The sequence below is a fragment of the Pseudomonas sp. H2_A10 genome, assembly GCF_054680085.1.
This window is the reverse complement of sequence record NZ_CP162821.1, coordinates 5,690,694-5,717,090: the sequence shown is the minus strand read 5'-3', so window position 1 is coordinate 5,717,090 and position 26,397 is coordinate 5,690,694. Positions and strand designations below refer to the sequence as shown.

General features: G+C 60.9%; 23 protein-coding genes. 9 read left to right on the top strand and 14 right to left on the bottom strand.

Translation table 11 applies throughout. The annotated features are described in order from the left end of the window. Positions 1–165 precede the first annotated feature (165 nt). The 6 genes from AB4O23_RS26625 to AB4O23_RS26600 are packed head-to-tail and all read left to right on the top strand — an operon-like array spanning position 166 to position 7,422. Complete coding sequence (locus AB4O23_RS26625) at positions 166–879, top strand: MtnX-like HAD-IB family phosphatase (protein ID WP_017526331.1); 714 nt, start codon at positions 166–168, stop codon at positions 877–879. After that, positions 872–2,266, top strand: coding sequence for an aspartate aminotransferase family protein (locus AB4O23_RS26620; protein ID WP_017526332.1), 1,395 nt, complete (start codon positions 872–874; stop codon positions 2,264–2,266). Before AB4O23_RS26625 ends, AB4O23_RS26620 begins: the two co-directional genes overlap by 8 nt. Continuing rightward, positions 2,263–3,129: an alpha/beta hydrolase gene (locus AB4O23_RS26615; RefSeq protein ID WP_065877208.1), complete on the top strand. Its 867-nt coding sequence runs from the start codon at positions 2,263–2,265 to the stop codon at positions 3,127–3,129. Before AB4O23_RS26620 ends, AB4O23_RS26615 begins: the two co-directional genes overlap by 4 nt. A gap of 9 nt (positions 3,130–3,138) precedes the next feature. Further along, positions 3,139–4,263 carry a GNAT family N-acetyltransferase gene (locus AB4O23_RS26610; protein WP_065877207.1) on the top strand — a complete coding sequence of 375 codons (1,125 nt, stop codon included), beginning with the start codon at positions 3,139–3,141 and terminating at the stop codon, positions 4,261–4,263. Further along, positions 4,263–6,032 (top strand): sensor histidine kinase, encoded by a 1,770-nt coding sequence (locus AB4O23_RS26605; protein WP_065877206.1) that lies wholly within the window; start codon positions 4,263–4,265, stop codon positions 6,030–6,032. The genes AB4O23_RS26610 and AB4O23_RS26605 overlap by 1 nt, the downstream gene beginning before the upstream one ends. Further along, positions 6,022–7,422, top strand: coding sequence for a sigma-54-dependent transcriptional regulator (locus AB4O23_RS26600; protein WP_017526336.1), 1,401 nt, complete (start codon positions 6,022–6,024; stop codon positions 7,420–7,422). The genes AB4O23_RS26605 and AB4O23_RS26600 overlap by 11 nt, the downstream gene beginning before the upstream one ends. Before the next feature lie 30 nt (positions 7,423–7,452). Here AB4O23_RS26600 and AB4O23_RS26595 read toward each other — a convergent pair whose 3' ends face one another. From AB4O23_RS26595 to AB4O23_RS26545, 11 genes are all read right to left on the bottom strand, one after another. Next, positions 7,453–7,791, bottom strand: a complete 339-nt coding sequence (locus AB4O23_RS26595; RefSeq protein ID WP_017526337.1) for a GlpM family protein — start codon at positions 7,789–7,791, stop codon at positions 7,453–7,455. Next, positions 7,791–9,071, bottom strand: coding sequence for a two-component response regulator AauR (gene aauR / locus AB4O23_RS26590; RefSeq protein WP_460150536.1), 1,281 nt, complete (start codon positions 9,069–9,071; stop codon positions 7,791–7,793). Before aauR ends, AB4O23_RS26595 begins: the two co-directional genes overlap by 1 nt. 53 nt (positions 9,072–9,124) lie before the next feature. Then, positions 9,125–11,026, bottom strand: a complete 1,902-nt coding sequence (aauS, locus tag AB4O23_RS26585) for a two-component sensor histidine kinase AauS (RefSeq protein ID WP_065877205.1) — start codon at positions 11,024–11,026, stop codon at positions 9,125–9,127. Between the two features lie 169 nt (positions 11,027–11,195). Further along, entirely contained in the window at positions 11,196–11,930 is a 735-nt protein-coding gene (locus AB4O23_RS26580; protein WP_017526340.1) for an amino acid ABC transporter ATP-binding protein, read from the bottom strand. Continuing rightward, a complete protein-coding gene (locus AB4O23_RS26575) occupies positions 11,927–12,598 on the bottom strand; it encodes an amino acid ABC transporter permease (RefSeq protein ID WP_017526341.1) in 672 nt (223 codons plus the stop codon). The genes AB4O23_RS26580 and AB4O23_RS26575 overlap by 4 nt, the downstream gene beginning before the upstream one ends. Continuing rightward, positions 12,598–13,344 carry an amino acid ABC transporter permease gene (locus tag AB4O23_RS26570; RefSeq protein WP_017526342.1) on the bottom strand — a complete coding sequence of 249 codons (747 nt, stop codon included), beginning with the start codon at positions 13,342–13,344 and terminating at the stop codon, positions 12,598–12,600. Before AB4O23_RS26570 ends, AB4O23_RS26575 begins: the two co-directional genes overlap by 1 nt. Before the next feature lie 193 nt (positions 13,345–13,537). Continuing rightward, positions 13,538–14,464 (bottom strand): glutamate/aspartate ABC transporter substrate-binding protein, encoded by a 927-nt coding sequence (locus AB4O23_RS26565; RefSeq protein ID WP_065877204.1) that lies wholly within the window; start codon positions 14,462–14,464, stop codon positions 13,538–13,540. Positions 14,465–14,778: 314 nt separating this feature from the next. Next, positions 14,779–16,317, bottom strand: coding sequence for a glycerol-3-phosphate dehydrogenase (glpD, locus tag AB4O23_RS26560; RefSeq protein WP_065877203.1), 1,539 nt, complete (start codon positions 16,315–16,317; stop codon positions 14,779–14,781). A gap of 276 nt (positions 16,318–16,593) precedes the next feature. Next, on the bottom strand, positions 16,594–17,349 hold the full coding sequence (locus AB4O23_RS26555; RefSeq protein ID WP_017526345.1) for a DeoR/GlpR family transcriptional regulator: 756 nt from the start codon (positions 17,347–17,349) through the stop codon (positions 16,594–16,596). Positions 17,350–17,444: 95 nt separating this feature from the next. Then, positions 17,445–18,950: a glycerol kinase GlpK gene (glpK, locus tag AB4O23_RS26550; protein ID WP_460061344.1), complete on the bottom strand. Its 1,506-nt coding sequence runs from the start codon at positions 18,948–18,950 to the stop codon at positions 17,445–17,447. Between the two features lie 78 nt (positions 18,951–19,028). Beyond that, positions 19,029–19,883, bottom strand: coding sequence for an MIP/aquaporin family protein (locus AB4O23_RS26545; protein WP_017526347.1), 855 nt, complete (start codon positions 19,881–19,883; stop codon positions 19,029–19,031). Positions 19,884–20,210: 327 nt separating this feature from the next. On the opposite strand from AB4O23_RS26545, the gene ybaK reads away from it, so the two are divergent. Continuing rightward, the gene (gene ybaK, locus AB4O23_RS26540) at positions 20,211–20,681 is read left to right on the top strand and encodes a Cys-tRNA(Pro) deacylase (RefSeq protein WP_017526348.1); all 471 of its coding nucleotides are present in this window, start codon (positions 20,211–20,213) and stop codon (positions 20,679–20,681) included. A gap of 73 nt (positions 20,682–20,754) precedes the next feature. Here the strand turns inward: ybaK and AB4O23_RS26535 are convergent, their stop codons facing one another. Then, the gene (locus AB4O23_RS26535) at positions 20,755–21,864 is read right to left on the bottom strand and encodes an ABC transporter ATP-binding protein (protein ID WP_017526349.1); all 1,110 of its coding nucleotides are present in this window, start codon (positions 21,862–21,864) and stop codon (positions 20,755–20,757) included. Further along, positions 21,861–22,781 carry an ornithine carbamoyltransferase gene (gene argF / locus AB4O23_RS26530; protein WP_017526350.1) on the bottom strand — a complete coding sequence of 307 codons (921 nt, stop codon included), beginning with the start codon at positions 22,779–22,781 and terminating at the stop codon, positions 21,861–21,863. The genes AB4O23_RS26535 and argF overlap by 4 nt, the downstream gene beginning before the upstream one ends. A gap of 433 nt (positions 22,782–23,214) precedes the next feature. On the opposite strand from argF, the gene AB4O23_RS26525 reads away from it, so the two are divergent. Further along, complete coding sequence (locus tag AB4O23_RS26525) at positions 23,215–25,323, top strand: molybdopterin oxidoreductase family protein (protein ID WP_065877200.1); 2,109 nt, start codon at positions 23,215–23,217, stop codon at positions 25,321–25,323. Between the two features lie 86 nt (positions 25,324–25,409). Next, on the top strand, positions 25,410–25,748 hold the full coding sequence (gene grxD, locus AB4O23_RS26520; protein WP_065877199.1) for a Grx4 family monothiol glutaredoxin: 339 nt from the start codon (positions 25,410–25,412) through the stop codon (positions 25,746–25,748). Positions 25,749–25,828: 80 nt separating this feature from the next. Here the strand turns inward: grxD and bfr are convergent, their stop codons facing one another. Further along, positions 25,829–26,299, bottom strand: a complete 471-nt coding sequence (bfr, locus tag AB4O23_RS26515; RefSeq protein ID WP_017526353.1) for a bacterioferritin — start codon at positions 26,297–26,299, stop codon at positions 25,829–25,831. Positions 26,300–26,397: the final 98 nt, after the last annotated feature.

Here is a 26,397-nt window from a genome sequence, read left to right as displayed (position 1 = left end):
ACTCATCTTGTTTGTAGCAAGCTACAAAAATTGTAGCTTGCACGACACAAATCCCCCGCGCGCACCGCGCAAAGCCCCGGCCCCGCTGGGATATGGCCAATTGGCACAATCCCTGCTCTAGCCCTGGTGCAAGCGCAGACAGCGCACTCCATCAAGGTAACCGCAATGATCGACTGGCATATCGTGTGCGACTTCGACGGGACCATCACCCCCACCGACGTCATCGACAACGTCCTCCAACGCTTCGCCGGCCCCGAATGGGAAACCATCGAACAGCAATGGCTGGATGGGCACATCGGTTCACGCGAATGCCTGAGCCGCCAACTGGCGCTGATCAAGGCCACGCCCGCCGAGTTACTGGCCTATTTCGACAGCGTCGAGATCGACCCGGACTTTCCGGACTTCGTCGATCACGTGATCGGCCTGGGCGCGTCCCTCGAAGTGGTCAGCGATGGCATCGAGCAAGGCATCGCGCGGATTCTGTCGCGCAACTACGTGACCCTGCTGCCGATCCTCGCCAACCGCCTGCGCCAGGTTGATCAGAACAGCTGGCGCATCGACTTCCCCTATTCGAGCGATGCCTGCCGCGCGGCGTCGGGCAACTGCAAATGCAAGTCCACGCCGCGCAACAAACGCGTGCTGGTGATCGGCGACGGCAAGTCCGACATGTGCGTGGCCTCCACCGCCGACTTTGTGTTCGCCAAGGGCAGCCTCGCCGAGTACTGCATCGCCAACCGTATTCCCCATGCGCGCTTCGATTGCTTCGCCCAACTGCCTGCGCTGCTCGCGCAGCTGCCGCAAAGCGTCGCCGCCAATGCCACCGCCTTTACGACGGCTGACCTCTTTATTGAAAATCAGGAACTCTTGCACCATGTCTGATATCCGCATCGCCACCGCCGAAGACCAGATCCTTCTGGATAAAGAAGCCAAGTACTGCTCCTACGGCGACACCGTCCACTACATCGAGCCGCCGCGTATTTTCAGCCGTTGCGAAGGCTCCTACGTGTGGGACACCGAAGACCAGGCCTACCTCGACCTGCAAATGTGGTACTCGGCGGTCAACTTCGGCTACGCCAACCCGCGCCTGAACAATGCGCTGAAACAGCAGATCGACACCCTGCCGCAAATCGCCAGCCAGTACCTGCACAAGGGCAAGATCGAGCTGTCGGAAATGATCGCGGTGGACGCCAAGAACAAATTCGGCCTCGACGGTCGCGTGCATTTCAACGTCGGCGGTTCGCAGTCCATCGAGGACTCCCTGAAAGTGGTGCGCAACGCCACCAACGGCAAGAGCCTGATGTTCGCCTTCGAAGGCGGCTACCATGGGCGTACGCTGGGCGCCTCGTCGATCACCTCCAGCTACCGTTACCGTCGTCGCTACGGCCACTTTGGCGAACGCGCGCAGTTCATCCCGTTCCCGTACCACTTCCGTGGCCCCAAGGGCATGACGAAAGAAGAATACGGCAGCCACTGCGTGCAGCAATTCGCCCGCCTGTTCGAAACCGAATACAACGGCGTGTGGGACCCGAAAGTCGGCAGCAGCGAATACGCCGCCTTCTATGTGGAGCCGATCCAGGGCACCGGCGGCTACGTGATCCCACCGATGAACTTTTACCGCGAGCTCAAGCATGTGCTGGACCAGCACGGCATTTTGATGGTGTCCGATGAAATCCAGATGGGCTTCTACCGCACCGGCAAACTCTGGTCGATCGAGCACTTTGACGTACAACCGGATGTGATCGTGTTCGGCAAGGCGCTGACCAACGGGCTCAACCCGCTGGGTGGTATCTGGGCCCGTGAAGAGCTGATCAACCCGAAGATTTTCCCGCCGGGCTCCACCCATTCCACCTTCGCCTCCAACCCGCTGGGTACGGCGGTAGGCCTGGAAATGTTCAAGATGACCAACGAAGTCGACTACGGCGCGATGGTCATGGCCAAGGGCAAATTTTTCCTCGAAGGCCTGCAAGACCTGCAAAAACGCTTCCCGATCATCGGCGACGTCGACGGCCTGGGCCTGGCCCTGCGCTGCGAAATCTGCGCGCCGGATGGTTTCACGCCGGACAAGGCGACCCTGGACTACATGGTCGAAGAAGGCATGAAGGGCGACATGCTGGTGGATGGCCAGAAACTCGGCCTGATCCTCGACGTGGGCGGTTACTACAAAAACGTGATCACCCTGGCGCCGTCCCTGGAAATCAGCTACCCGGAAATCGAACTGGGCCTGAAGCTGCTGGAGCAACTGCTGGTGCGAGCGACCCACCGGTGAACAGCGCAGGGATCGACCTCGGCGAAGGGGATGCCGGCTTCGTTCTCGGTGCCGGGCCGGTCGGGATCCTGTTGATCCACGGCCTGACCGGCACGCCGACCGAACTGCGCCAGGTCGCCAAGGGCCTGGCCAGGGCGGGCAATTGCACGGTGTACGTGCCCACCCTGGCCGGGCACTGCGGTGACAACAGCGACCTGCAGGCCACCGGCTGGCGGGACTGGTACGAAGGCGTGCGCAAGACCTTCGTGCAGATCAAGCGGCGCCACGCGCAGGTGTTTGTCGGTGGTTTGTCCATGGGCGCGGTGATGTCGATGTACCTGGCCTCCGAGCATCCGGGCCAGGTCGCCGGCTTGCTGATGTACTCCACTACGTTGAAGTACGACGGTTGGAGCATCAGCAAAATGGCGTTTATCACGCCGTTGCTGATCCGCATTCCCTTCGGTGTGCGCCTGTTCCGCTTCACCGAGAAGCCCCCGTACGGCATCAAGAATGAACGGCTGCGGGCGATCGTCGAACGGCAGATGAAGGAGGGCGAGAGCAGCGAAGCGGGGTTGTTGACCATGGAAGGCGTCACCGTGCGCGAGTTGCACTGGATGAACGCGGTGGTCAAGAAACGCATGCCCGGCATCCAGGTTCCGGCCCTGGTGCTGCACTCCATCGAGGACGACATCACCAGCCGCTGGAACGCCGACTACGTGGAGCGCCACCTCGGCGGGCCGGTGACCAAGATCCTGTTGGATAACTGCTACCACATGATCACCGTCGACCTGCAATACCGGCGGGTGATTGAGTTGAGTGCGGAGTTTATCGAGCGGAACACAAGCTCCCACAGCCTGCACACCGTTGATTGCCGCTCGGCATAAGGGAAATACGTGATCACCACCCAAGCCTTCCCGACCATCCGGGCCCTCCAGCGCAGTGCCTGGAACGATTGCTTCCCGGGTGCCCTGGAGGACTGGGACTATTACGTCGCCGTGGAAAACGCCGCCATCGAGGATTTCCAATGGCGCTACCTGGCGGTTTACCAAGACGGGACCCTGGTGGCGGTCGCGCCCGCGTTCATCACGCATTACCGCCTCGACACCACGGTGTCCGGCGCCGGCAAGCGCTTGACCGACCGCCTGGAGCGCCTGTGGCCGGGTGTTTTGCAATTGGGGCTGTACGCCATCGGCTCGCCGGTGGCCGAGCGCTGCGATGCCGGGTTCGCCAGCCACGTGCCCGCGGCGCGGCGTGCGCTGTTGCTCCGGCATGTGCTGGAGGCCGCGCGCCACGATGCCGATGACTTCGGTATCGGCCTGCTGGCGGTCAAGGACGCGCCGAGCAACGACCCGCACTGGGTCGACAGTTGCCGTGCCAACGGTTTCCAGACGATGCCGAGTTTGCCCACGGGCGTATTGCCGTTGCCCTATGGTTCGGTGGACGCCTACCTCGGCTCGCTGGGCAAATCCACACGCAAGGACCTGCGCCGCAAACTGCGCGCGCCCGGCCCACGGGTAGAGTGGCGGCGCACTATCGACGATGTGCTGCCCGAGGTCATGCGCCTGTACGAAGCCACCCTGAGCCGCGCCGAGTTGCAGTTCGAACGCTTGCCCGCCAGCTATTTCACCGGCGTGCTTGAGCGCCTTGGGTCGCGCGCGGTGTGTGCGCTTTACTGGGTGGATGAGCACTTGGTGGCGTTCAACCTGATGCTGGTGGACGAACAGCGGCTGGTCGACAAGTTTTTCGGGCATGACGTGGAGGCCACTCGCGACTACAACCTGTACTTGCGCAGTTGGCTGACCAACGTCGACTACTGTATTCAACACAATATTGCGCTGTACGAGTGCGGCCAGGCCGGGTATGCCAGTAAGCTGCGCCTGGGCTGCGGGTTCCGGGGCAACAGCTTGTTCTTTCGCCATCGCAACCGGCTGGTCAACGGCCTGCTCAAGCTTGTAAAACTGTTCATTCGACCGGATCGTTCCGACCCTGCCATGGCTGCTGCGATAAGCGAAACCTGATGATCACCAAGACCCGCCAGAAAGCCCGCCCTTTTGCCATTTCGCGCTGGAGTGTCCAGCGCAAGCTGGTGCTGGCGTTCTGGTTGGTGAGTGTGGTTCCCACCATGATCGCGGCGGAGCTGGCCGCCACTACGCTGTCGCAGATCTTCGACAGTAACGTGCGCATCTGGCTGCAGGAGTCGACCAAGATCGTCAAGGACGAGATCGGCGACATCCTTCACGACAACGCGCGCATGGCCAAGCTGTTCTTGCGCTACACCAGTGCGCCGGATAACCGCCAAGCCGTCCGGCACGACCGGCTGACGGCCGACATTGCCGATGCCACGGATATCGACGTGGTGGCGCTGATTCGCGCCAGTGATCACAAAGTGGTCTTTACCACCGCCGCCGATGACATCGTGCAGCAGATCAGCCTGGCCAAGAACACGGTGCTGCAAACGGTCAAGGTGGGCGGGGCCACCACCGGTATTGTGGTCTCCACCTTCGAGACCAGCCGGGACGGCGTCGACTATCTGTTGCTGGTCGGTACCTACCTGGACAGCAGTTTCCTCACCAGTGTTGCCGATGTGCATTCCCTCGACCTGCGCCTGTACCTGGCCAACCCGGACGGGTTCACGGAAATCTTTTCGACCCAGCGCTTCGAGGACCACCCCGCGCGCATCCCCAAGAATGTCGAAACCGCCATGCGCGCCACGCGCCAGCCCAGCGAGCAGTTCACCAATAACTACAGCGGCTTGTACTGGCCGATCTTCAACGATGCCGGCGACTTGCAAGGCGTGATCTTCAGCGGCCTGCTGCGCCACAGCAGCCTGGTGGGGCTGGTCAACCAGAGCAACCTGTTCGTGCTGATTTTCCTGGTCAGCTCGGCGCTGTCGCTGGCGGCGGGGGTGCTGGTGTCGCGACGCCTGACCCGGCCTTTGCGAGATTTGTCCCAAGGCGTGGGGGCGGTGATCTCCGGCAACTACACGCACCGCGTGGCGGTCAGCGGCGGCGACGAGCTGGCGCAATTGAGCAGCACCTTCAACCATATGACCGAGCGCCTGGGGGAGTTGCATTACCTCGAAGCCCAACTGCGCCGACGTGACCGCCTGCATGCGCTGGGTGAAGTCGCCATGGGCCTGGCCCACGAAATCCGCAACCCCCTGGGCATCATCAAGACCGCCACCCAGTTGTTGCACCGCCGCGCCGACCTGCCGGACACCGACAAACGCCACCTGGAATATGTGGTCAGCGAAGTCAGCCGCATCAACGACCTGATCACCGAATTCCTCGATTTCGCCAAGCCCAACCCACCCTTGCGCGTGGTGCAGCCGGCGCGCCCTCTGGTGGAGGAGATCCTCGGCTTCTGTGCGCCGGAGCTGGCGACGCATAACATCGATGCGCAGGTCGACGACCAGGCGCCGGGGGCGATGATGTATGCCGACGCCAAGCAACTCAAACAGGCCTGCCTCAACCTGATTCTCAACGCGATTGATGCGATGCCCGATGGCGGGCGCCTGACGGTGGGGATTCGTACGGTCGGCGACAACACGGTCATCAGCATTGCCGATTCCGGCCAGGGCATTGCGCCCGACATGATCGAGCGCATCTTCACGCCCTTCGTCACCACCAAGGCCTCGGGCACGGGGTTGGGGCTGGCCAAGGTCTATTCGATCATGGAAAGTCACGACGGCAGCATCGAATGCACCAGCGAGAAAGATGCCGGCGCCACGTTCAGCCTGTACATTCCGGCGATGGGCGAAGACGACGAGGACACACATGACGCATAACATTCTGGTAGTCGATGACGAACCCAAGCTGTGCGACCTGCTGGCATCGGCCCTGGGCCAGAACGGCATCCAGGTGTTTATCGCCGGCAACGGCCTGCACGCGCTCAAGGTGCTGGAGCAGGAAGCCATCGACCTGGTGATCAGCGACTGGCGCATGCCAGGCATGGACGGCCCGGCGCTGCTGGCCGAGATCAAAGTGCGCTACCCCCATGTGCCGGTGATCGTGATGACCGCCTACAGCACCGTCAAGAACGCCGTGCAGTCGATGCGTAACGGCGCCTATGACTACATCGCCAAGCCGTTCGATATCGACGAGCTGGACATCACCGTGGCCAAGGCCCTGCAATTTCGCGACATCCTGCGCGACAACGCCCGCCTGCGCGCCGAATTGGACGAACACGCACAGTTCGACAGCCTGGTGGGCGATAGCCCGGCGTTTCGCAAGGTGCTGCACGCGGTGGACTCGGTGCGCGACAGCAGCGCCACCATCTTGCTGACCGGCGAAAGCGGCACCGGCAAGGAAATGGTCGCCCGGGCTATCCATAAGCATGGCTGCCGCGCCGACCAGCCCTTTGTCGCCGTCAACTGCGCGGCGATCCCCGAAGGCCTGCTGGAAAGCGAGATGTTCGGCCATCGCAAGGGCGCGTTTACCGGCGCCGTGGCTGATCGGGTAGGGCGCTTTATGCAGGCCGACAAGGGCACGCTGTTTCTTGACGAGGTCGGTGACATGCCACTGGCGTTGCAAGCCAAGATCCTGCGTGCCTTGCAGGAGCGAGTGATCGAGCCGGTGGGCGACCCGCGCGAGCGCAAGGTGGATGTGCGGGTGATCGCCGCCACCAACAAGAATTTGCTGGATGCGGTGGCCAACAAGGAGTTTCGCGAAGACCTGTATTACCGCCTCAATGTGTTCCCGATCCCATTGCCGGCCTTGCGCGAACGCGTGGAAGACATCGCGCCGCTGGCCCGGCATTTCGCCCAGACCCTCAGCGCCACCGCCGGCAAACGCATCACCGGTTTCAGCGCCGAGGCGTTGCAGGCCATGGCGGCGTACCACTGGCCGGGCAATATCCGCGAGCTGCAAAACTGCGTGGAACGCGCAACCATTGTGGCGGCATCACCGCTCATCGAGGATATCGACTTGCCGGGTTACCTGTTTGCATCCAAGCCGAGCGGGGCGGGCGGTGTTGCGGCGGTGTTGAGCGACGGGCCGGGGATCCCCCAAGACCTGGACGCGGCGCTGGCGGAGGTGGAGAAGGCCTATATTCTGGCGGCATTGCACGAGAGCAACGGCGTGCAGGCCGCGGCGGCGGCGAAGATCGGAATTTCGGAGAGGAGCTTCTGGTATCGCTTGAAAAAGCTCGGTATCCAGGTGGACAAGATCGTTCGCTGACATAACCGGGATAGCAATGTGGGAGTTGGGTCAGGTATGGACGCGTACCCAGATACTCACCAGGATCGTTGCGGCCATCAGCCACGCAACGGCTGCGACCGCTAAAGAGGCCTCCAGCCGCATTCGGTCCACCATCACATACAGCGTCGCCAGGTATACGAAGTACGGAATGATCGACCACATCCCAAACAGGATGGTGGTCTTCAGGTCTTCCACCGAACGGCCCTTGCCGACGATGTAATGGGCGATCAGCGCAAAGGTGGGAAACAGCGGCACCAACCCCGCGATGTAGTAGTTCCGGGTTTTGGCCAGTGCGGCCAGGATCAGCACCACCGCCGCGCCAAGGGCGGCTTTCAAAAACAGATCCATCAGTGACTCAACCCATATTTTTTGACTTTGTCGAACAGGGTGGTCTTGGCCATCCCCAGCTCCTGGCTGGCTTGGGTCAAGTTGCCGCCGCTGCGTTGCAGGGCGTCGCTGAGCAGGTTGCGTTCGAAGGCTTCCACCGCTTCGGTAAAGGCCAGGCCGTGGCCGGTGCTGCCGGCGCCGCTTTTTTTGAAAGCGGGCAGGCCCAGGGCGAAACGCTCGGCGACGTTGCGCAGTTCACGCACATTGCCGGGCCAGTCGTGGCTCATCAGGCTGGACAGGGTCTGGTTGTCCAGCTCCGGCGCGGTGCGGTCGAAGCGCAGGGATGACTGCTGCAGGAAGTGTTCGAACAGCTGCAGGATATCTTCGCGGCGTTCGCGCAGCGGCGGCAGTTCCAGGGTTACCACGTTGAGGCGGTAGTACAGGTCGCTGCGGAACTGGCTGGCGCGGCTCAGCTCGTCGAGGTCGGACTTGGTGGCGGCGATCACCCGGCAATCCACCGCCACGCTCTGGTTGGAGCCCAGGCGTTCCAAGGTGCGTTCCTGCAACACCCGCAGCAATTTGATCTGCAGGTTGATCGGCATGCTTTCCACTTCATCAAGGAACAGCGTGCCTTCGTGGGCGTGTTCGATCTTGCCGATACGCCGCTTGCCCGCGCCGGTGAAGGCGTTGGCTTCGTGGCCGAAAATCTCGCTTTCGAAGAGGTTCTCCGGCAGGCCGCCGCAGTTGAGTGCAACGAACTGGTGGGCATGGCGCCGACTGAAATCATGCAAGCAACGGGCGACCAGTTCCTTGCCGGTGCCGGTCTCACCTTCGATCAGCACGTTGGCCGAGGTGTCGGCGACGTTGGCGATCAGTTCGCGCAGGTTCTGCATGGCCGGGGAGCGGCCGATGATGCGGCCTTCGAGGGAGTCGCGCTCGGCCAACTGGCGGCGCAGCGACCAGACTTCCCGCGCCAGCCCGCGTTGTTCCAGGGCGCGGCGGGCGACGTCGACCAGGCGTTCGGGGGAGAAGGGTTTTTCCATGAAATCGTAGGCGCCGTTGCGCATGGCGCCAACGGCCATGGAGATATCGCCATGCCCGGTGATCAACACCACCGGCAGGCTTTTATCCAGGGCCTTGAGGCGGGTGAGCAGTTCCAGGTCATCGATGCCCGGCAGGCGAATGTCGCTGATCACGATGCCCGCGAAGTTCTCGCCGACGCGTTTGAGCGCCTCTTCGGCGCTGCCCACGCCCACGCTGGGGATATCTTCCAGTGCCAGGGCCTGCTGGCAGCCGAGCAGCACATGGGGGTCGTCTTCGACGATCAGCACGGTGAGGTCTTGAGGATCAATATTCATGTCGACTCAGCTGGTTGAGCGCCCGCCAATGGCAGGCTCAGGACAAAGGCAGTACCACCACTGGCCGGGTGTTCCACGGCAAGGTTACCGCCGGTGGCCGCCGCAAGGCTGGCGGACAGCGTAAGGCCCAGGCCCAGGCCTTGCTCGCCGGGCTTGGTGGTGAAGAACGGTTCGAACAAATGCTTGCGCGCTTCGGGGGGGATGCCGTGGCCGTTGTCGCGCACATGCAGGCGGTATTTGCCCTCGCTGCTGCTGCCCTCCAGCCACAGTTCGGGCGCCGGTTGCGCCTGCATGGCGTCGAGGGCGTTGCCGATCAGGTTGACCAGGATCTGCTCCAGGCGCGTCTGGTCAATCTGCAATTGGGCGTTGGCGAAGTCGCGGTGCAGGGTCAGCGGCAGGCCGTCCAAGCGCGCGCCGAGCACCTGGAACGCGGCATCCACCGCTTTGGCGAGGCTGGCCTCGCCCTGGTCGTCACCGCGCCGGGCAAAGGAGCGCAGGCTGGCGGTGATGCGGCCCATGCGGTCGATCAGTTCGTTGATGGTCTTGAGGTTCGCGGTGGCCGTGTCCAGAGCGCCGCGCTCGAGGAAACGCACGGTGTTTCCGGACAAGGTGCGCAGCGCGGCCAACGGCTGGTTCAGCTCATGGGCGATGCTGGTGGACATCTGGCCGATGGCTGCGAGCTTGCCGGCCTGCACCAGTTCGTCCTGGGCGCGGCGCAGGGTTTCTTCGGCCTGGCGCCGTTCGCGTATCTGGCCCTTGAGCCGTTCGTTGCTGGCGCGCAGGTCGGCGGTGCGTTCGGTAATCCGTCGTTCCAGTTGGCTGTTGGCTTCCTGCAGGGCTTCGCGCGCGGCGAGACGGGTGGCGATGACTTTGCGCCGCTCGTTCCAGGCGATCAGCAACAACGCCACCAGGCCGAACGCCACGGCCACCAGGATGCCCTGGTTGATGGCCGCGCGGCGCAGCTCGTTGAGCGGGGTGAGCAGGGTGAAATTCCACGGTGTGTCGTTGAGCGGGCGGGTTTGCGCCAGGTAGCTGACGGCTTGCTCGTCGTTGACCACTTCGCTGTTGGCCGGGAAGGTCAGTTTCTCGGTGCCTTCGTTGAGCCGCTCGCGGGCCAATGGCTCCAGTTCGTTCAACGTGGCCCAGTAATATTGCAGGCTGTGGGCCAGGCGGTCCTTGGTCTCATCGCTCAGCGGTCGCACCGCCTTGAGCCGGCGGGCCGGGTCGCTGGAGAGGATGATGATGCCGTTCTCGTCGCTCACGAAGGCTTCGAGGCGCGCGCGCTGCCAGCGTTCTTCCAGGGCTTCGAGGCGCACTTTGACGACGGCGACGCCGATGATCTTGCCGTGTTCTTCCAGGCCATGGGCCAGGTAATAGCCAGGTTCGCCATTGGTGCTGCCAATGCCGTAAAAGCGTCCGGGCCTGCCGCGTACGGCGTTCTGGAAATAGGCGCGAAAGGACAGGTCTTCGCCCTGATAACTGTCGGCGTCGCGCCAGTTACTGGTGGCCAGTACGCGCCCGGTGGTGTCCATTACGTAGATGGCCCGGCTGCGGCTGCGCCGGTTCAGGCCTTCGAGGTAATCATTAACGGTTTGCCGGGTTTCCTGGTTGGGGTCGGCCAGTAGCGTGGAGACGCTGGACTCCAATTCCAACAGGCTGGGCAGGTAGGTGTATTTGCTGATTTCGCTCTCGACGGTGCGGGCGTGCAGCTCCAACTGGCGTTCGCCATTGTCGCTGAGGGCGCGGATGCCGTAGTACTCGCTGACGCAGAAGCCGATATAACCCAGGCCGATCATCAGCGCGAGGATCAACGGCGGCAGGAACAGTTGGCGGATCAGACGAGGTTTCACGGCAAGTGATGGCGGTGCGGCGCGAAATTGGTTGGGGTCGCATTTCATCACAGATGCCTTGGGTCAACCAGAGCTGCCATCCTGCGCGGTCCAGTGTGGGAGGGGGGCTTGCCCCCGATAGCAGTGTGTCAGTCGCAACTTCTGTTACTGATCCACCGCTATCGGGGGCAAGCCCCCTCCCACATTGGCCCTGTTTCGGCAGGGGGAAGCTGTGGGCTTAGTGCTGCAGGATTTTTTCAAGGAAGTGCTGCGCGCGCTCGGAGCGGGCGCTGATGTCGCCGAAGAACTCTTCTTTCGGGCAGTCTTCGATGATCTTGCCGGCGTCCATGAAGATCACGCGGTCGGCCACTTTGCGGGCAAAGCCCATTTCGTGGGTCACGCACATCATGGTCATGCCTTCCTGGGCCAGTTGCACCATCACGTCCAGTACTTCGTTGACCATTTCCGGGTCCAGGGCCGAGGTCGGTTCGTCGAACAGCATGACGATCGGGTCCATGGCCAGGGCGCGGGCGATAGCCACACGTTGCTGCTGGCCGCCGGAGAGCTGGCCAGGATGCTTGTGGGCGTGTGCCGAGAGGCCCACGCGCTCAAGCAGTTGCAGGCCTTTCTTGGTGGCTTCTTCCTTGCTGCGGCCAAGCACCTTGATCTGCGCGATGGTCAGGTTTTCAGTGATGGTCAGGTGCGGGAACAGTTCGAAGTGCTGGAACACCATGCCCACGCGTGAACGCAGTTTCGGCAGGTTGGTCTTCGGGTCGGCGATAGAGGTGCCGTCGACCACGATGTCGCCCTTCTGGAACGGTTCCAGCGCGTTGACGCACTTGATCAGGGTGGATTTGCCCGAACCCGACGGCCCGCACACCACGATCACTTCGCCTTTTTTGACATCAGTGCTGCAATCGGTCAGCACCTGGAAGTCGCCATACCACTTGTTGATGTTCTTGATAGAGATCATACGGCAAACCTTTTTTGCAGACGCTTGACCAGCAGCGAGGCGGAAAAGCTGATGATGAAGTAGACAACACCGGCGAAGATCAGGAACTCATTGGAACGGCCGATGATGTCGCCGTTGGAGCGGGCGGAGTTGAGGAAGTCCACCAGGCCCACGGTGTAGACCAGCGAGGTGTCCTGGAACAGGATGATGCTCTGTTGCAACAGCAACGGGGTCATCTTGCGGAACGCCTGGGGCAGGATGATCAGGCGCATGGTCTGGCCATAGGTCATGCCCATCGCCTGTGCCGCCGCCATCTGGCCCTTGGGGATCGACTGCACGCCGGCCCGCACGATTTCGCAGAAGTACGCGGCTTCGAACATCATGAAGGCCACGACGCAGGAGGTGAACGCACCGATCGGGGTATCTTCGCCGGTGATCCAGCGCAGCACGAACGGCACCGCCAGGTAGAACCAGGTGATCACCAGCAGCAGCGGGATCGAGCGGAAGTAGTTCACATAGGCGCCGGCCACGCGCGACAGCAGTTTGCTGGACGACAGGCGCATCAGGGCGAGGATCGTGCCCAGGATGATGCCGCCGACCACGCCCATGACCATCAGCTTCAAGGTCATGACCATGCCGTTCCACAGGCCTGGGATAGCGGGGATGATGCCGCTGAAATCGAATTCCATTATTTACCCCCCACGGAGATCAGGCCGGGCACCGCCACTTTCTTCTCGACCAGGCGCATCAGCAGCATCAGGCTCATGTTCAAGGTGAAGTAGATCAGCGTGGCCAGGGTGAAGGCTTCAAACAGGTTGGCCGAGAACTCGGCGGTCTGCTTGGTTTGCGCCAGCAATTCCATCAAGCCGATCAAGGACGCCACGGAGGAGTTCTTGAACACGTTGAGAAATTCCGAGGTGAGCGGCGGAATGATGATGCGGTAGGCCTGGGGCAGCAGCACGTTCCAGTAAATCTGCGGCAGCTTGAAGCCCATGGCGCGCGCGGCGGATTCCTGGCCGCGTGGCAGCGCCTGGATACCGGTACGCACTTGCTCGCACACGCGGGCGGCGGTGAAGAGGCCCAGGCACACGACGACGCTCAGGTAGGCCGAGGTGGTCGGGTTGAGGTCTTGTTTGTACCAGTCCTGCAGGTTCTGCGGCAGCAGGTCGGGTATCAGGAAATACCAGATGAACAGCTGAACCAGCAGCGGCACGTTGCGAAACAGTTCCACGTAGCAGGTCGCGATGCCCGATACGATGCGGTTTGGCACCGTGCGCATGACCCCCAGAATGGAGCCCAGCAGCAAGGCGATAATCCATGCCACGACGGCGATGGCGATGGTCCAGCCCAGCCCGGAGATGTACCAGTCGAGATAAGTCTCGCTGCCCACGCCGGTGGACTTGAAGAACACGCCCCAGTCCCAGTTGTAATTCATTAGGGTCTCCCCCGAAATCGATCGATGTACAAGCACCCGCTTGGGGAAAATCCGTTCCCACCCGGCGATGAACGCCAGGCACACACGATCGGCTCGAAAACCGCCAGGTCGAGTGTTCCAAGTTATAGCCAGCAGGTAGTAACAGACACCTGAGGGAGGGTTGGCTCCCTCAGGGGATAAGGTTAGTCAGGAATCAGATTTTTACGTCAGGCGCCGGCTTGTCGGTCGGGTTCTTGATCAGTTCCTTGACCTTGTCGCTCATCGGGAAGTTGAGGTTCAGGCCTTTTGGTGGGATCGCGCTTTCGAACCACTTGGCGTAGATCTTGTTGATCTCGCCGGACTTGTACAGGCCGGCGATGGCGTCGTCGACTGCCTTCTTGAAGGCCGGGTCGTCTTTGCGAACCATGCACGCATAGGCTTCGAAGGACTGTGGAGTACCGGTGATCACCCATTCATCCGGCTTCTTGGCCTTGGCTTCTTCACCCGCCAACAGCGCGTCATCCATCATGAACGCGACAGCGCGGCCGCTTTCGAGCATCTGGAAGGATTCGCCGTGGTCTTTGGCGGAGATGACGTTCATGCCCATCTGCTTGTCGGCGTTCATCGCCTTGATGATACGCTCGGACGTGGTACCGGCGGTGGTCACGACGTTCTTGCCTTTGAGGTCGGCGAAGTCGGCGTAGCTTGGCTTGCCGTCTTTATCTTTTTTGACCAGCAGACGGGTGCCGATTTCGAAGATGTTGGTGGTGAAGGCGACTTGTTGAGCGCGTTCAGCGTTGTTGGTGGTGGAACCGCACTCGATGTCGACAGTGCCGTTTTGAACCAACGGAATACGGGTCTGCGAGGTGACCAGGTTGTACTTGGCCTGCAGATCGGGTTTGTTCAGGTCTTTTTTCAGGGCTTCAACGATGGCCAGCTGAATGTCGTGGGAGTAGCCCACCGGTTTGCCCGAACCATCCGCGATGTAGGAAAACGGAATGGAACTGTCGCGGTGACCGAGGGTGATGGTGCCGGAGTCGTTGATTTTCTTCAGTGTGCCGGTGAGTTCGGCTGCAAAAACTGGAGTGCTGATCAGAGCGGCAGCGATAGCTGCGCCCAGGATATGGGGAACGATGCGCATCAATACTTCCTCGACATTTGTTTTTTTTATGAAGCCGGTTAAACGGCTCTGTTGTACAGCGAATGCCCGTGACGGCTCCTGAGGGGGTTCAGGCAATCGTCCAGAAGTGTAGAGCATGAGTCGTGCCAGGCCAGAAGTAAAAGGTTAAGCGGCTGATTTATATAATAATTATCTTTGTTTGGCGGAGGATTTATAACGCTTGAGTCCGGCAAACCGAATAGCCCTGGATATGGCGTTCGGAAAACCGAATGCCTGGCAGGTATAAAAAAAGCCCCTGGACCTCACGGTGCAGGGGCTTGGGGAGCGAGGGCCTGTCAGGCCGCCTGGGTCTTGCTGCGATTTTGCTCAACCTTGCACAGGTAGTGTTTCAGGTTGTCCTGTTCTTGCGGGGTGGTGAACAGGCCGAGCTTGGTTCGGCGCCACAACACGTCCTCGGCTTGGGTTGCCCATTCTTCGGTGCACAGGTAGTCGACTTCGCGGGTGTACAGGCCGCCCCCCAGGTGGTCGCCCAGATCGGCCAGCGACTGCACGCCCTCCAGCAGGCGCCAGGTGCGGCTGCCATAGGTGGTGGACCAGCGGCGCGCAATCTCGCTCGGCAACCAGTCGAATGTGTTGCCGATGGCATCGGCCAGGGCTTCTGGGGTGGCCATGTCTTCGCCGCCCGGCAGGCTGGCCTTGGCGGTCCAACTCGGGCGCATCTGGGTGAAATACGGGGCCAGTTGCGCCATGGCCGATTCGGCGAGCTTGCGATAGGTGGTCAGCTTGCCACCGAATACCGACAGGATCGGCGCTTCGCCCGTGCCGCCGGACAACGACAAGGTGTAGTCACGCGTGATGGCCGATGGGTTGTCTGACTCGTCGTTGCACAGCGGGCGTACGCCGGAGTAGGTGTGGACGATGTCGTCGCGACTCAGTTGCTTCTTGAAGTGCGCGTTGACCACATTGAGCATGTAGTCGGTTTCGCCTTCGGTAATCGCAACGGCGGCCGGGTCGCCGGTGTATTCGCGGTCGGTGGTACCGATGATGGTCAGGTGGTTCAGGTACGGAATGGTGAAGACGATGCGCTGGTCTTCGTTCTGCAGGATATGTGCGTGGGCGCCTTCGTACAGTTTAGGCACGATCAGGTGGCTGCCCTGGATCAGGCGGATGCCGTAGGGCGAGTCCAGCTTCAGGTCGTCCTTGATGAACTTGGCGACCCATGGGCCGGCGGCATTTACCAGCGCACGGGCGCGGATCGAGAACAGGCTGCCGTCCGCGCGTTCCATGTTCATGTCCCACATGCCGTTGCTGCGGTGTGCGCTGATGCAGCGGGTCTGGGTGTGAATGTGCGCGCCTTTTTCGCGGGCGGCCATGGCGTTGAGCACCACCAGGCGGGCGTCATCGACCCAGCAGTCGGAGTATTCGAAGCCTTTGGTGATTTCGCTTTTCAGCGGGCTGTCGGCGCCGAACTTGAGGCTTTTGGAGCCGGCGAGCTTTTCGCGCTTGCCCAAGTGGTCGTACAGGAACAGGCCGGCACGAATCATCCAGGCCGGACGCAGGTGCGGGCGGTGCGGCAATACAAAACGCATCTGCTTGACGATGTGCGGGGCCTTGGCCAGTAGCACTTCACGTTCGGCCAGGGCTTCGCGCACCAGGCGGAATTCGTAATGTTCCAGGTAGCGCAGGCCACCGTGGATCAGCTTGCTGCTGGCAGAGGAGGTATGGCTGGCCAGGTCGTCCTTTTCGCAAAGGAATACCGACAAACCGCGCCCGGCTGCGTCTGCTGCAATGCCGACGCCGTTGATTCCACCGCCGATAACGGCGACGTCATAGACTTCGGCAAGCGGTGGAGCAGGCAAGGTAGAGGGGTTCATCGGCTGGCCTCGCGATCTTTTTCGTATTGGAATTCGAACATGAATGTTCATTTGCGAAAATGGTAGCTGATAAACGCGGGCACAGCCAGCCGACTTCGATTGAAAAAACTCATCGAAGGGCGGGAAAAGGAAAATTTGTGAACATGAGCCTGGGGCGGGCTCAAGAAAAAGGGTGCAGGATAAATCGCTATCGGGAGCAAGCCCCCTCCCACATTGGACTGCGTTCACAGCTCAAAAGGCGGGAGGGGGCTTGCCCCGATGATGTCAGCGCAGACGCTAAACGACTTCCAGCCGAACTTTATGCTCATTGAGCAACTGCACCAACGCGGGCACCGGCTGCTGGTCAGTCACCAGGCAGTCCACCAGGCTGATCGGCCCCAGGCGAATCATGGCGTTGCGCCCGAATTTACTGGAGTCGGCGGCCAGGATCACCTGGCGCGCATTGGCAATGATCGCTTGGGAAACCCGCACTTCCTGATAATCGAAATCGAGCAGGCTGCCGTCTTCGTCGATACCGCTGATGCCAACCAGGGCGAAGTCGACCTTGAACTGGTTGATGAAGTCGACACTGGCCTGGCCCACCACGCCGCCGTCACGCCTTACGTTGCCGCCGGTGAGCAGCACGTCGAAGTCATCCTTTGCGCTGAGCATGGTGGCGACGTTGAGGTTGTTGGTGATGATTTTCAGGTGGTTGTGATTCAGCAACGCGCGGGCGATGGATTCGGTGGTGGTGCCGATGTTGATGAACAGCGAGGCGTGATCGGGGATTTGTGCGGCGATGGCTTCGCCTATGCGCTGTTTCTCATCGCGCATCTGGTCGGCACGCATGGCGTACGCGGTGTTTTCGACGCTGGAGTCATAGGCTGCGCCGCCGTGGTAACGACGCAGCAGGTTGGCGTCCGCCAGTTGGTTGATATCGCGGCGGATGGTTTGCGGGGTGACAACGAATAGCTGCGCCATTTCCTCGATACTGACGTAGCCGCGTTCGCGTACCAGTTCGAGGATTTGTTGCTGGCGGGGAGGCAGATTCATGGGGCGTCCTTTGGGCTGCCATACAAAAGTGGCCCATGATGACGCAGGAATCGACTCCCTGCCAGTTACAACCCTAAGTGGATTTTGCCCTTGGCTTATTCGGCGCCTTCGTGCGGTTCCCAGTCGCGCGTGCGGCTGACCGCTTTTTGCCAGCCGGCGTAGAGTTTCTCTTTGGCGGCTTCGTCCAGTTGCGGTGCGAATTCGCGCTCGATCACGGCCTTGCCGCGCAATTCATCCAGGCTGCCCCAGAAGCCGCAGGCCAAACCGGCCAGGTAGGCGGCGCCGAGTGCGGTGGTTTCGCGCATTTGCGGGCGCTCGACCTGGGTGCCGAGGATGTCGGCCTGGAATTGCATCAGGAAGTTGTTGGCCACCGCGCCGCCGTCCACACGCAAGGCTTTGAGGCGTTCGCCTGAGTCCTGTTGCATGGCGTCGAGTACGTCGCGGGTCTGGTAGGCAATCGACTCCAGGGCTGCGCGAATAATGTGATCCACGCGTACGCCACGAGTAAGGCCGAACAGCGCGCCACGGGCATAGGGGTCCCAGTACGGAGCGCCCAGGCCGGTGAACGCCGGGACCAGGTACACGCCGTTGCTGTCCTTGACCTTGCCGGCAAAGTACTCGGTGTCGTGGGCGTCGTTGATGATCTTCAGCTCGTCGCGCAACCACTGCACGGTGGAGCCGCCGTTGAAGACCGCGCCTTCCAGGGCGTAGGCCACTTCGCCACGCGGACCGCAGGCGATGGTGGTGAGCATGCCGTGCTTGGATTTGACCGCTTTGTCGCCGGTGTTCATCAGCAGGAAGCAGCCGGTGCCGTAGGTGTTCTTGGCTTGGCCGGCTTCTACGCACATTTGGCCGAAGAGCGCCGCTTGCTGGTCACCGGCGATACCGCCGATGGCGATGCCGCTTTTGGTGCGGCCATAGATTTCCGAGGACGACTTAACTTGCGGCAGCATTTCGCGCGGAATGTCGAGGATCTCCAGCATCTTCGAATCCCATTCCAGCGTATGGATGTTGAAGAGCATGGTGCGCGAGGCGTTGGTGTAGTCGGTGACGTGGGTTTTGCCGCCGGTAAATTTCCAGATCAGCCAGCTGTCGACGGTGCCGAACAGCAACTCGCCGTTGCGCGCACGTTCGCGGCTGCCTTCGACGTTGTCGAGGATCCACTTGAGCTTGGTGCCGGAGAAGTACGGGTCGGTGACCAGGCCGGTGGTGTCGCTGATGTACTGCTCGTGGCCGTCGCGCTTGAGCTGCTGGCAGATCTCGGTGCTGCGGCGGCACTGCCAGACGATGGCGTTGTAGATCGGGCGGCCGGTGACCTTGTCCCAGACCACGGTGGTTTCACGCTGGTTGGTGATGCCGATGGCGGCGACCTGGTCATGGTGCAGGCCGACCTGGGCCAAGGCTTCAACCATCACCGCGCTCTGGGTGGCAAAAATCTCCATGGGGTCGTGTTCGACCCAGCCCGCCTGTGGGTAATGCTGGGCGAATTCACGCTGGGCGGTGCACACCACGTTGGCGTCACGATCAAAGATGATCGCCCGGGAGCTGGTGGTGCCTTGGTCGAGAGCAATGATGTAGTTCTTATTCTGAAGGTCGGTCATGTCGATTGCCTTGCACGAAAATAAGGAAGTCAGAAATCAGCCTGGGCCTCAAAGGGCAGCAGGGCCAGGCTGGCGCTTTCAGGAAATACGGGTGTTGCCGTTGACAGCCGTGTCAGGTGTTTCAGCTATAGCAGGTGCGGCGTTCGGCAGGTGACGGGCGATCAGCCCGCGATAGGCCGCGGCGCCGAGGCATGCGCCCACGATAGGCGCGAAAACCGGCACCAGGAAGTAAGGAATATCGCGGCCACCAGTAAAGGCCATTTCACCCCAACCCGCGAAAAAGGTCATCAGCTTGGGCCCGAAATCCCGTGCGGGGTTCATCGCGAAGCCGGTCAGCGGGCCCATGGCACTGCCGATCACAGCAATCAACAGGCCAATCAGCAGTGGGGCCAGTGGGCCGCGTGGCAGGCCGTTGTTGTCATCGGTCAGGGCCATGATGACGCCCATCAGGATGGCGGTGATGACCATTTCCACCAGGAACGCCTGGGCGGTGCTCAGCAGTGCGTGAGGGTAGGTGGAGAACACCGACGCCAACTCCAGGCTGGCTTGTGTACCGCGCACCAGGTGGTGGGTTTGTTCGTAATCGAAAAACAGGTTGCTGTAGAGGGTGTACACCAAGGCGGCCGAGCAGAAGGCGCCGGCGATCTGGGCGAGGATGTAGAAGGGCAGTTTGCGCTTGTCGAAGTCGGCGAAGATGCACAGTGCAATACTGACGGCCGGGTTGAGGTGCGCCCCGGAAATGCCGGCGCTCAGGTAGATCGCCATGCTGACGCCGATGCCCCAGATGATGCTGATTTCCCACAAGCCAAAGCTGGCACCCGCGACCTTGAGCGCAGCGACACATCCGGTACCGAAGAAGATCAGCAGCGCAGTTCCGAGGAATTCGGCCATGCATTGGCTCGAAAGTGAAGGCTGTTGAAGAGCAGTTGTCATGGAAAACCTCAGTTGTTGTTCTTGTCTGGCGCACGGCCTCAACGGGCTGTTGCGCGATTTTCACCGTGACGAGGATCCCCATCCAAACCACGGCTTACTGCTCGAATGCTGCGGCTATATGTTTGCAGTATTCGGAAACGAAAAAATATAGACAAGAATGACGGCTGTCAAAGGTCGAAAGTGAACTGTTGGTCACTTTCGAACTATTGGTTTGATGAATGATCACGCTTTACATGAGCCGGTGTAATGAGATAAATCGCCGCACTAGAGCGTTTTACGTGGGCTTGGCCTAGAATCGGCCCTCTGTTTGTCTCGCCTGGAGCCTTCATGACCCCTGCATTGGATTTGTTGAAAAAAGTTCGTGCCGAACATCGTATCCACAGTTATGAACACGATCCCAAGGCGGCTTCGTATGGCCTGGAGGCTGCGGAAAAATTGGGCCTGGACCCGGCGCACGTGTTCAAGACGCTGCTGGCGAGCAGCGAGAAGGGCGAATTATTGGTGGCGGTAGTGCCGGTCGTCGGAAGTCTGGATTTGAAAGCGCTGGCGCATGCGGCTGGCGTGAAAAAAGTCGAAATGGCCGACCCGGCGGCGGCGCAGCGCTCTACGGGCTATCTGTTGGGCGGCATCAGCCCGTTGGGGCAGAAGAAGCGCCTGCGCACGTTTATCGATGAAACGGCGCAGCCGTTGGCGACGATTTACGTGAGTGCGGGGAGGCGGGGGTTGGAGGTGGAGCTGTCGGCGCAGGTGCTGGCTGAACATACCCAGGCTAAATTCGCAGAAATTGGCCGGGCATAATCCAGGCTACTGGAGATCCAGTGTGGGAGGGGGCAAGCCCTCTCCCAGATTTCGCCCCGGTTTCTTCAAATACTCAACTGACCGGGCTGTAGCGCCGTACGCCTGACTCGGAACGAGGTACTTGCGCAGCGACGCTGCCTGATGCCTGGAACAGCACCAAATGCTCAGCCGCCACACGGATCCCCACATCGGCGCCGACCTGATGGTCCGCATGGCTGGGGAAAATCGATTCCAGCTGCGCGCCGGTCGGCAGTTGCAAACGGTACAACGTGGATGCGCCGAGGAAGGTTTTGCCGACGATCCGTGCTTTCAAGGCGCTGTCCGGCGCATAAACAATGTCGTCCGGGCGTAACAGCACATCCACTGCGCCACCGGTGGGCCAGGTATAGGCGCGATTGCCGCGCAGGTCGCCCAGTTCGGTACTCACGGATTCAGGCGAGCTCAACTGCCCACGAATGAAGTAGCCCTGGCCGATAAAACTGGCGACATACGGCGTCTGCGGTTCGTGATAGAGGTTGTAGGGCGTGTCCCATTGCTCGAGTCGACCCTCCTTGAAAACACCCACCTGATCGCTGACGGCGAACGCTTCTTCCTGGTCGTGGGTAACCAGGATCGCACTGGTACCGCGCGCCTTGAGAATGTCACGTACCTCATGGCTGAGCTTGCGCCGCAGTTCGCCATCAAGGTTGGAAAAAGGTTCGTCCAACAACAGCAGTTGCGGCTCCGGCGCCAGGGCGCGGGCGAGGGCGACACGTTGTTGCTGGCCGCCCGAGAGTTCATGGGGGAAACGCTTGCCCAGGTTCTTCAGGTTGACCAGTTCCAGCAACTCGGCGACCACGCGCTCCTTTTGCGGATGCTTGCGGATGCCGAACGCGATGTTGTCGGCCACGCTGAGGTGAGGAAACAGCGCGTAGTCCTGGAACACCATGCCGATACGACGTTTCTCGGGAGCCAGGGTAAAACCGGCGCTGGAGATCACTTCGCCGGCCAGGCTGATTTCGCCTTCATGCACCGGCTCAAAGCCCGCGATGGCACGCAGCGTGGTGGTCTTGCCACAGCCCGAGGACCCGAGCAGGCAACCGATGTCACCTGCGTTGAGGTGCAAGTTGAGGTTTTGCACCACCCGTTGATCTTGATAGCCGCATGCCAGATTGCGCAGGTTCAGCAGTAATGGATGGCTCATGCGTGGTGGTACGCCGGTTCGACGAGGAATTCGAGCAGGGCCTTTTGGGCGTGCAGGCGGTTTTCGGCCTGGTCCCAGGCGACTGAACGCGGGTCGTCGAGCAGGTCGAGGCTGATTTCTTCGCCACGGTGGGCAGGCAGGCAGTGCATGAACAACACGTCCGGCGCGGCCGTGTCGAGCAGGGCGCGCGTTACCTGGTACGGCGCAAAAAGTGCCAGGCGCTTGGCGGTTTCGTCCTCCTGACCCATGGAGGTCCAGACGTCGGTGCTGACCAGATGGGCACCCACGACGGCATCTTTCGGATCGCGCAACAACTGCACGCGCCCATCGGCCTTGGCCATGAACTCGGCATTGGGCTCGTAACCCTCAGGGCAGGCGATGCGCAGGTGGAAGTCGAACTGGATCGCCGCTTCTATATAGCTGTTGCACATATTGTTGCCGTCGCCGATCCAGGCCACGGTCTTGCCCTGAATGGAGCCACGGTGTTCGAGGAAGGTTTGCATGTCGGCCAGCAGTTGGCAGGGATGCAGGTCATCGGACAGGCCGTTGATCACCGGCACGCGCGAGTTGGCGGCAAATTCGGTCAGGTTGCTGTGAGCAAAGGTACGGATCATTACCGCATCGAGCATGCGCGACATGACGATGGCGCAGTCGCTGATCGGCTCGCCACGACCCAGCTGGGTGTCGCGCGGTGACAGGAAGATGGCCTGGCCACCGAGTTGGATCATGCCGGCTTCGAAAGACAGGCGGGTGCGGGTGGACGATTTCTCGAAAATCATCCCGAGAACGCGGTTTTTCAAGGGCTCGAACAGTACGCCGCGGTTACGCAGGTCTTTAAGCTCAATGCCTCGACGAATCACGCCGACCAGCTCTTCGGGCGTGCAATCCATCAGGGAGAGAAAGTGCCTTGCGCTCATCATTAACTACCTTTTTGCAACAGACCGCAGATACTCAAAGCCTTGTTTATTGTGACAACGGGCGAGACCTGCGGCGAAAGCCGCACGGGGCGACGAAATAGGGGAAGGCGCGATATTGACATTAAATGTCGCGTCTTACCAATAGGGCTACGTTTTTAGAGGTGTTCAAGAAGGGCGCGAGAGCGCTTTTGAAGACGATTTCCTGACAGCAGCGAGCCATTTGTACACTGGCCTCGCAACCTTTTGCAATGCGCGGCGGCGGGCCTGGGCCAGGCTGCGTCGGTTTCGGGGGCTGTGCGCGCGGTTCTGTAACATTTGCTCACGCTTGCCCATGGCCTGGCCTGATGCCTGTGGATTCACACGGCGAACGATGCTGGTGCGTCTCAGGGGCGCGGCCCATAGTGAGGCCAAAGCCCCTATAAAGAGACTGGCCATGACCAAGACTCTCCATCACCGTGCATGCCATCTGTGTGAAGCCATCTGTGGCCTGACCCTGGAAACCACCCGCGCCGAAGATGGCAGCCTGGCGATTACTTCGATCAAGGGCGACCCTCAAGACACATTCAGCCGTGGCCACATCTGCCCCAAGGCCGTGGCCTTGCAGGATATCCAGAATGACCCGGACCGGCTGCACCAGCCCATGCTGCGGGTGGGCAGTGACTGGCGGCCGATCGCCTGGGACGAGGCGTTTGCCCTCGTGGCCGAGCGCCTTGCGGGCATCCAGGCTCGGCACGGGCAGAATGCGGTGGCGGTGTACCAGGGCAACCCCAGCGTGCATAACTATGGGCTGATGACCCACAGCAATTACTTCCTCGGCCTGCTCAAGACGCGCAACCGGTTTTCCGCAACCTCCGTAGACCAATTGCCTCATCACCTCACCAGTCATCTGATGTACGGCCATGGCCTGTTATTGCCGATCCCGGATATCGATCACACCGACTTTATGCTGATCCTGGGCGGCAACCCGTTGGCGTCCAACGGCAGCATCATGACCGTGCCGGATGTGGAGAAACGGCTCAAGGCGATCCAGGCCAGGGGCGGCAAAGTGGTCGTGGTCGACCCACGGCGCAGCGAGACGGCGGCGATTGCCGACCAGCATCTGTTTGTGCGACCGGGTGGCGACGCGGCGCTGTTGTTCGGGCTGCTCAACACCTTGTTCAGCGAGAACCTGACGCGCGACACTCATTTGTCGGTTGAGGGGCTGGATGATGTGCGCCGTGCGATCGCCGGGTTCACGGCCCAAGCCATGAGCCACCAGTGTGCCGTGCCCGCCGAGCAGATCCGCCAGTTGGCACGGGATTTCGCCGCTGCGGACAAGGCCGTTTGCTATGGGCGCATGGGCGTCTCGACGCAGGCATTTGGCACCTTGTGTCATTGGCTGGTGCAACTGATCAACCTGGTCACCGGCAACCTGGACCGGGTCGGCGGCGCGCTGTGCACCTCTCCGGCGGTGGACCTGGTGGCTTCCACCGGCGGCGGGCATTTCAATCGCTGGCAGAGCCGCGTGTCCGGGCGTCCGGAATATGGTGGCGAATTGCCGGTGTCGGCCCTGGCCGAAGAAATGCTCACCGAAGGCGAAGGGCAAATCCGCGCCTTGGTCACGGTGGCAGGCAATCCGGTGTTGTCGACGCCCAATGGTCGCCAATTGGAGCAGGCCCTGGATGGGTTGGAGTTCATGGTCAGCGTCGACCTGTACATCAATGAGACGACGCGCTATGCCGACCTGATTTTGCCGTCCACATCGGCGCTGGAAAACGATCACTACGACACCACGTTCAACATGTTTGCGGTGCGCAATGTCACGCGCTTCAACAGGGCGATCCTGCCTAAACCTGATGGCGCTTTGCATGATTGGGAGATCTTTGTCGGTCTGGCCAAGGCGTTCGCGGCGCAGACCGGCGTGGCGCTCAAACCCACCATGCCTCCGGCACAGATGATCGATTTCGGACTGCGCGCCGGTGTGTACGGGGATGCGTCCAGCCATAAATTGTCGGTGGCGATGCTGGCCGACCATCCTCATGGTGTGGATTTGGGCGCGCTGCGTCCCAACCTCTGTGCGCGTTTGAAAACGGCGGACGGCAAGGTACAGGCGGCACCGTCTGTGATTCTCGCCGACCTGGCACGTTTTGCCGCGCAGCCGGTGCCGGTGGCCGACGAGTTGCTGCTGATTGGCCGTCGTCACGTGCGCAGCAATAACTCCTGGATGCATAACTACCATCGGCTGGTGAAGGGCAAGCCTCGGCATCAATTGCTGATGCACCCCGACGACCTTGCCCGCCGCCAATTGAGCGATGGCCAGCGGGTGCGCGTCAGTTCGCGCATCGGCATGGTCGAGGTAGAGGTGATGGCGAGCCTGGATATGATGCCCGGCGTGGTCAGCTTGCCCCATGGTTGGGGGCACGGCCGCCCGGGGGTGCAGATGAGCATTGCCAGCGGGCAGCCGGGAGCAAGCGCCAATGACCTGACCGATGAACGGCAGTTGGATGAGCTTTCGGGCAACGCGGCCCTGAATGGTGTGCCAGTGCAAGTGGCGGCGGCTTGAGGTGGCTGAGCACCCTGCTGGAATTTTGCGTTACAATGCGCCACCGTGCCGACCCGTGAGTCGCAAAGTTCCTGCAGAGGTGTTCCATGGATATCATCGAAACGATCAAAGAGCAGATTGCCAATAACACCATTCTGCTTTACATGAAGGGCGCTCCTAACGCTCCTCAGTGCGGTTTCTCCGCGAAGGCGTCCCAGGCTGTTATGCAGTGCGGCGAGAAGTTCGCTTACGTGGATATCCTGCAAAACCCTGAAATCCGCGCCAACCTGCCCAAGTACGCCAACTGGCCGACTTTCCCGCAACTGTGGGTGGCGGGTGAGCTGGTCGGCGGCAGCGACATCATTACCGAAATGGCGGCTGATGGTTCGTTGCAAGCGTTGATCAAAGACGCAGCGACAAAAGCGGCAGGCAAGACTGAAGCTTGATGCTGTTGTAAAAGGCCACGCAATAAAAAGCCCCGCTTCTCATACGAGAGCGGGGCTTTTTTGTACCTGTGGGCGAAGGGTTATTCACCCATCTGCGATTGCAGGTAATTTTCCAGGGTGACCTTGTCGATCAGGCCCAGTTGGGTTTCCAGCCAGTCAATATGTTCTTCCTGGTCTTCCAGGATATCTTCCAGCAGTTCGCGGCTGCCGAAGTCGCCTTGGGCTTCGCAATGCGCGATGGCGGCCTTGAGGTCGCTGTGGCTCTTGCGTTCAAAGCCCAGGTCGCTGCCGATCATTTCCTGGGTGTGCTCGCCGATATTCAGTTTGCCCAGGTCCTGCACGTTCGGCAGGCCTTCCAGGAACAGGATGCGTTTGATCAGCGCGTCCGCGTCTTTCATGGCCTTGATCGATTCTTTGTATTCGCGCTTGCCGAGCTTTTCCAGGCCCCAATCGTCATACATGCGTGCATGCAGAAAGTACTGATTGATCGCGACCAGTTCATTGGCAAGGATTTTGTTGAGTTGCTGGATGACTGAGATGTCGCCTTTCATGACTGGGGTCCTGCCCTGTAATAGCTGTGTATAGGGCGGAGTTTGAGCGGCGAAAACCTTAGTGTCAAACCTAAGTTATTGAATAATAAATGAAAATT